At 65.9% G+C, this 5,218-nt stretch carries 6 protein-coding genes and 1 pseudogene; 4 read left to right on the top strand and 3 right to left on the bottom strand.

Features of this window, described 5'->3' with window-relative positions; all coding sequences use genetic code 11:
* A pseudogene (locus tag CCS01_RS34910) lies at positions 1-96 on the bottom strand (IS5/IS1182 family transposase); the annotation flags it as partial.
* Between the two features lie 510 nt (positions 97-606).
* On the opposite strand from CCS01_RS34910, the gene CCS01_RS00250 reads away from it, so the two are divergent.
* Both CCS01_RS00250 and CCS01_RS00245 read left to right on the top strand, forming a co-directional pair.
* Complete coding sequence (locus CCS01_RS00250) at positions 607-1,221, top strand: PadR family transcriptional regulator (protein ID WP_104516842.1); 615 nt, start codon at positions 607-609, stop codon at positions 1,219-1,221.
* Positions 1,221-1,547: a DUF2218 domain-containing protein gene (locus CCS01_RS00245; RefSeq protein WP_204848085.1), complete on the top strand. Its 327-nt coding sequence runs from the start codon at positions 1,221-1,223 to the stop codon at positions 1,545-1,547. The genes CCS01_RS00250 and CCS01_RS00245 overlap by 1 nt, the downstream gene beginning before the upstream one ends.
* Before the next feature lie 226 nt (positions 1,548-1,773).
* On the opposite strand, the gene CCS01_RS00240 is transcribed toward CCS01_RS00245, so the two are convergent.
* Positions 1,774-2,553: a DUF1186 domain-containing protein gene (locus CCS01_RS00240; RefSeq protein ID WP_104516841.1), complete on the bottom strand. Its 780-nt coding sequence runs from the start codon at positions 2,551-2,553 to the stop codon at positions 1,774-1,776.
* Between the two features lie 181 nt (positions 2,554-2,734).
* The gene (locus CCS01_RS33405) at positions 2,735-3,520 is read right to left on the bottom strand and encodes a serine hydrolase (RefSeq protein ID WP_158258157.1); all 786 of its coding nucleotides are present in this window, start codon (positions 3,518-3,520) and stop codon (positions 2,735-2,737) included.
* On the opposite strand from CCS01_RS33405, the gene CCS01_RS33400 reads away from it, so the two are divergent.
* A complete protein-coding gene (locus CCS01_RS33400) occupies positions 3,501-3,746 on the top strand; it encodes a hypothetical protein (protein WP_158258156.1) in 246 nt (81 codons plus the stop codon). The genes CCS01_RS33405 and CCS01_RS33400 overlap by 20 nt on opposite strands.
* A gap of 192 nt (positions 3,747-3,938) precedes the next feature.
* Positions 3,939-4,979 (top strand): SDH family Clp fold serine proteinase, encoded by a 1,041-nt coding sequence (locus tag CCS01_RS00230; RefSeq protein WP_104516840.1) that lies wholly within the window; start codon positions 3,939-3,941, stop codon positions 4,977-4,979.
* Positions 4,980-5,218 lie beyond the last annotated feature (239 nt).

The following is a 5,218-nucleotide window of genomic DNA, read 5'->3' as shown; positions in this document are numbered from 1 at the left end:
GTTGTTCGCAGCGGTCACGCCAACGGACCCCGGACGGCCCGGCAAATGGTCCTTGATCCGCTCCCACTGGTCGTCGCGCAAGGCATGTCGATGCATCGGTCAGCCTCTCCAAAGCTGACTGCCTATGCATCGAAGAACCGGGGCTGCTGGAATCGGGAAGCCGCTTGTTGATCAACGATTCCGCCGCACTGTTGCAGCCCAGACCCACTCGGCTGGCTCCAATTGACGACACGCACTAGTGTTGCAACCAATCCCACCGGCCACCGGTGTTGCGCACCTGTCACCGCCAGGAGCGGCTGAGCGGTTCCCGTCAACGCCAAGACGCCAAGATACCGGGGGCACCCGTCGCCGTACGGGCGAGTAGCCGCATATCACACGGTCCCCGGGGAATTTCGGCCGTTTTCCCGAAACTCTTGGTGCGACCGGCGTTGGCCTGGGAAGTGATGGATCGGGTAATTTTCCCCGGGAGCCGTGCTACGCCATGAAAGCGCCAGCCCCTGGACGGGCATCCGGCGATGCTGCCGGGCCAGGCGAATTACCTCTTGAACTCGAGTGTGTTTAGATATATCTGGTATTTCGTTATATCGAAACACACTCGGAGGTTGTATGCGACACAAACATTTTCATGGGCATGGCGGCAAGGACCGGCGTTTCGCCCGCGGCGAACGCTGCGACGATGGGCCGGGCTTCGGCCGGATGCGGCATCGTGGCCAGGGCGGCGGCCATTGGGGCGGCCGTAGGGGCGGCCGATCGGGCCTTGGCCGCTTCTTCGCGCATGGCGATCTTCGCCTGGTCATTCTCCATCTGATCGCCGGGAAGCCCCGGCACGGCTACGAGATCATCAAGGCGATCGAAGACCAGGTCGCTGGCGCCTACAGCCCAAGCCCCGGCGTGATCTATCCGGCCCTGACCCTGCTCGAGGAACTCGGCTACGTGACGGTCAGCGCCACGCCCGAGGGCGGCAGGAAGCTGCACACCATCACCGACCAGGGCCGCGCGTTCCTGGAGGCGAACCGCCCGGCATTGGACGCCCTGCTCGCCCGCATGGATCAGGCCGGACGCGACCGGGGCGGCGCGCCGGCGCCGCAGATCGTGCGCGCGATGGAGAACCTGAGCCTTGCGCTGCGGCTCCGGCTGGCGCGCGACCCGCTCAGCGCCGAGCAGGTCGATGCCGTGGCGGCCCTGCTCGACGCCGCGGCCACCAGCGTGGAGAAAATCTGATGAACCGGAACCCGTCGATGCTGTCGTCCGAAGCACGCCTGCCAATCGGCGAGCCACGCCGCTACCTGGGGCAGCTTTGCAAGCACTTCCAGCACAAGCTGCCGGTCACGCTGGAGGAGACACACGGATGCATCACGTTTCCGGGCGGCGTCTGCACACTCAAAGCGCCGGCGGATGCCAGGATGCTGACTCTGCGGCTCGTTGCCGGCGACGAGGCTGCCCTGGGCACGCTGGAGGACGTCGTGGGGCGCCACCTGAAGCGGTTCGCATTCCGGGAGGACCCTGAACTCCACTGGACCCGCGCGGCGGGGCAATCATCGCATTGAGCCTGGAGGCGCCCGGACGCGGCATGCGCGCCGGGCCGCCGTCATTCGCCGTGGTCATTTCCGTCGCCCGCGCCGGAGGTCGATGTCCGGGAAGGGCGGCGGACCTGTCATCGCCAGCCAGCTGCCAGTGGACGCTGCAGTCGCTTGCGCGGCGCGACAAGCGTCAGGCTCTCCGATGCGCGCTCCCCGTTGCCAGGGGCGGCAAGAGGCAATGCCTTCAAGGTGGTCAATCCTCGGGCAGCCGGAAGGTGTTCCAGGATTTCATCACCGAAATAACGTCCCCCAGCTTTTTCAGGACGTAGAACCTGTCGTCGAACGAGGCCATCGACCACGGGGCACCCTTCGCCTCGTAGAGATCCTCTGCGAACTTGTCGAATGTGAATGTCCGCACACCGTCATTGATCCAGCCGCGGCTGAATGCCTTGGCGGCCAAGTGCCGCAGTTTATCCAGGCCAAGATGGGCAATGGCACTCTGCCAACCGATCCAGGCCTGGGACGGCCCTTGCGGTTGCAGCGTCGTGAACAGGCCACGCAGGTAGCGGGCGGTTTCGTCACGGTCGATCCGGCCGGCGGCGGTCAGCCAGGCCAGCACCTCGAACGCGGTGTCGCGTCCCGCCTCGTTGGCATCAGGGGCCTCGATCAGCGTTCGCAACGGCGTGGGGTCGCCGTCATAGGTGCGCACGAGCATGGACGGGACCTCCTCGGTGACCCCGTCGCTGAGGGCGTCATCCGATGCCTTTGCGTCCAGCAACAGCGTGCAGAGCATCCGGAACGCGCGGGTGTCCCGTTGCTGGGCCATCAGGTAGAGGCCGTAGAACGCGAGGTCGATGGCGTGGCCGGAACGGTCACGACCGTCGGCATAGGCCTCGATGTGCGGGACCAGGACAGGCGCGACTTCATCCCAGCGCGCGATCGCCTGTTCCAGAGCGTCAATCGGCAGGACGCCGCTGTCGCTGTCGAGGCCATCCAGGATGTCCTGGACCGTCAGGGGCACGGTGGTTGCCATGGCAGCTTCCTCCTGATGCCGGCGCCCGCAATAAAGCTCCGGTCACCGCCTGCGTCCAGACCGGGGGCGCGGCCCGTCGGACGTCCCGCTTCCATTCTCAGCCTGTGGCAAAGCCGCAGCCTGTTCCGCCCTTCCCCGGAGGCGCCGACGGCAACGGGGGCCGTTCTTCCGACGCGTTGTATCAGGCGGACAGGGCGCCGATCACCATACCCATGGCCTGGCTGGCGGCGCTGGCGAAGGCGGCGGCGGTCGCGGGATCGGTTTCCGCCGCGGCCTGCCAATTGATGATCAGGGCGAAACAGACCCAGCGCTGGTTGACGAACATCCCGCCCGCCACGCACAGGCAATGGAATCCCGGCACGTCGATGCTGCCGCCCTTGCAGAAGGCGCTGGCGCCGAGCGGCAGCGGCACCAGCCAGATGGCGTCGCCGAGCGAGAGGATGCGGCGGAATTCGTTCAATGTCTGCGGGTTCCTGAAGAACGTCCCCTGCAGCGCACGCGAATAGTAGGAAACGAGATCATCGGCCGACGAAGCCAGTGTCTCAACCTTGTTCAGCGGTGGATTGACCATGGGAGATGGGGCCGCGGCCTGAAGGTCCGCCCAGGTGAACGTCTGATAGTCGCGGGCGCCGAGCAGGTAGCCGAAGAAGCTGCGCGTGCTTTCCGGGATCATCGTCCTGTGAAGGCCGGCCGCCTGGACGAAGCGGCGCACGTTGCTGGCGCCGGCGTGCCGGATGCTCATGTCGGTGGCGGTGTTGTCGCTGTGCAGGATCATCGCCTCCAGCGCGGTGCGCTGGGATACGACGCCGATGAGGTTCGGCGGGTTGAACGTGGCGCTGTCGGCGCTCCAGACGGTTTCGTTCAGTTGCAGTTGCGTCGTGGTCAGCGTGTGCACGACATCCGGCGTGTCGGCCTGTGCCAGCGATTCGGCCAGGATGAAGGTCTTGATGGCGCTGCCGACGAACAACTGCGCCGACGCATTCGATGCAATGTCGATCTCCGGCTTGTCATTGGCCGCCGGCGCCCGGATCCGGATGGCCGTTTCGCCGGGCAATGCATGGAACAACGAAAGGATCCGGTCGCTGCTGACCACAGTCGGCGACGCCGCGCGTGGCTGGCCCGCCAAGGCCGCCGAAAACGCTGCCGTTGCGCCCATGAAAAGTCGGCGCGACTGCATGTTGTCCTCCCCCTGATGATGACGAAGACTGCCTTCGATCCGGGACCGTGTCCATGACATCCGGCGGCAAAGCAGGCGCTGCGGCGTCGTTAACACAACGTGCTGATCGGGATATTGCAGAGGGTGATAGTGAAATTTCTGGATACGCCGCCGGGCGGCCGGTAAGCTGATCGCGTTGTATTGAACGCAATCATTGGGATCTGATCTGATGGCAGAACATAATCTGATCGAACGGGAACCGGTAGCCTCGGGCGCGGCGATCACGGCGCTGAAGCCGCCCATCCTGTTCGCTCAGAGCCAGGCCCTGGTTGCGAAGATCGAGGCTTTGATCAACGAGCCGCTGATCACCTACTGGAATTCGTGCAGCGGATCGATCTGCGACAGTGACGTTCTCGGGCTGTACGGCGTGCTGCGCGACATGCCGCCGGCGCAGCGGATGTCGCTGTTCATCAAATCCGACGGCGGATCGGGCCAGGCGTCGCTGCGCATGATCAATCTGTTGCGCCAGCATGTCGAGCACCTGACCGTGCTGGTGCCGCTGGAATGCGCCTCAGCCGGAACGATGCTGGCGCTGGGAGCGAACGCGATCGGGATGGGGCCGCTGGCGCACCTGTCCGCGGTCGATACCTCGCTGACGCACGACCTGTCGCCGCTCGACCGCGACAACCGCCGCGTCAAGGTCAGCCAGGACGAGCTTGGCCGCGCGGCCCGGCTGTTCCAGGGCGACAGCGGCTGGGATGCCGCCAATCCCTATTCGGCGTTGTTCCAGCACGTGCATCCGCTGGTCATCGGCGCGGTGGACCGCGCCAGCGCGCTGTCCACCCGGCTGTGCATCGAGATCCTGGGCTACCACATGGCGGACCCGGCGAAGGCCGAGGCGATCAGCAACACGCTGAATTCCGGTTATCCCTCGCACAGCTACCCGATCACGCTGCGCGAGGCCTGCCGCATCGGCCTGAACGCCGAGCCGCTGCCCGTGGCGGTGAACCGCGCGCTGCTGGAGCTGAACGCGGTCTATTCCGAGATGGGCCAGCGTGCGATGACGGACTTCGACGACCGCAGCTCGCACGACAACAGCATCCTGACGATCATCGAGGGCAGCGGGCGGCAGGTGTTCTTCCAGCAGGAGAAGGACTGGCACTACCGGACGGAAGAGCGGCGCTGGATCACGCTGAACGACCGCAGTTCCTGGCGCAAGGCGGAATGGGCCGGGCAAGCGGTGGCGGTGTCGGATTATCCGATCCGGTAGGCGCCGGGTCGTTCCTTCTTCGTCATGGTCGGGCGTGTCCCTGCCGCATGCACACATCCTGGAAACAACTGCAAAACCAGGCGCTCGCCCGGTGCCCGGGACCGTTGCCGCTCGGTCCCGGCGGCGCGTTTGGCTGGCAAGCGGCCGGCCGAGGGTGCGCAGGGACGCGGCGCTATGGCGTGCGTCGCTCGCACAGCCGGTGTGGGGCATCCTGCCCATCGGGATGGGGTGGGGGTGGG

The sequence above is a fragment of the Rhodopila globiformis genome, from assembly GCF_002937115.1.
Classification (GTDB): domain Bacteria; phylum Pseudomonadota; class Alphaproteobacteria; order Acetobacterales; family Acetobacteraceae; genus Rhodopila; species Rhodopila globiformis.
The sequence above is the reverse complement of the archived record's forward strand: the minus strand, read 5'-3'. Positions and strand labels throughout refer to the sequence as shown.

What these genes read in the sequence shown, in the direction of transcription:
- CCS01_RS00230 (WP_104516840.1), top strand. Translation starts at nt 3,939, where the DNA reads ATGGCAGAACATAATCTGATCGAACGGGAACCGGTAGCCTCGGGCGCG.
- CCS01_RS00245 (WP_204848085.1), top strand. Translation starts at nt 1,221, where the DNA reads ATGAACCGGAACCCGTCGATGCTGTCGTCCGAAGCACGCCTGCCAATC.
- CCS01_RS00250 (WP_104516842.1), top strand. Translation starts at nt 607, where the DNA reads ATGCGACACAAACATTTTCATGGGCATGGCGGCAAGGACCGGCGTTTC.
- CCS01_RS00240 (WP_104516841.1), bottom strand. Translation starts at nt 2,553, where the DNA reads ATGGCAACCACCGTGCCCCTGACGGTCCAGGACATCCTGGATGGCCTC.
- CCS01_RS33400 (WP_158258156.1), top strand. Translation starts at nt 3,501, where the DNA reads ATGGCGCTGCCGACGAACAACTGCGCCGACGCATTCGATGCAATGTCG.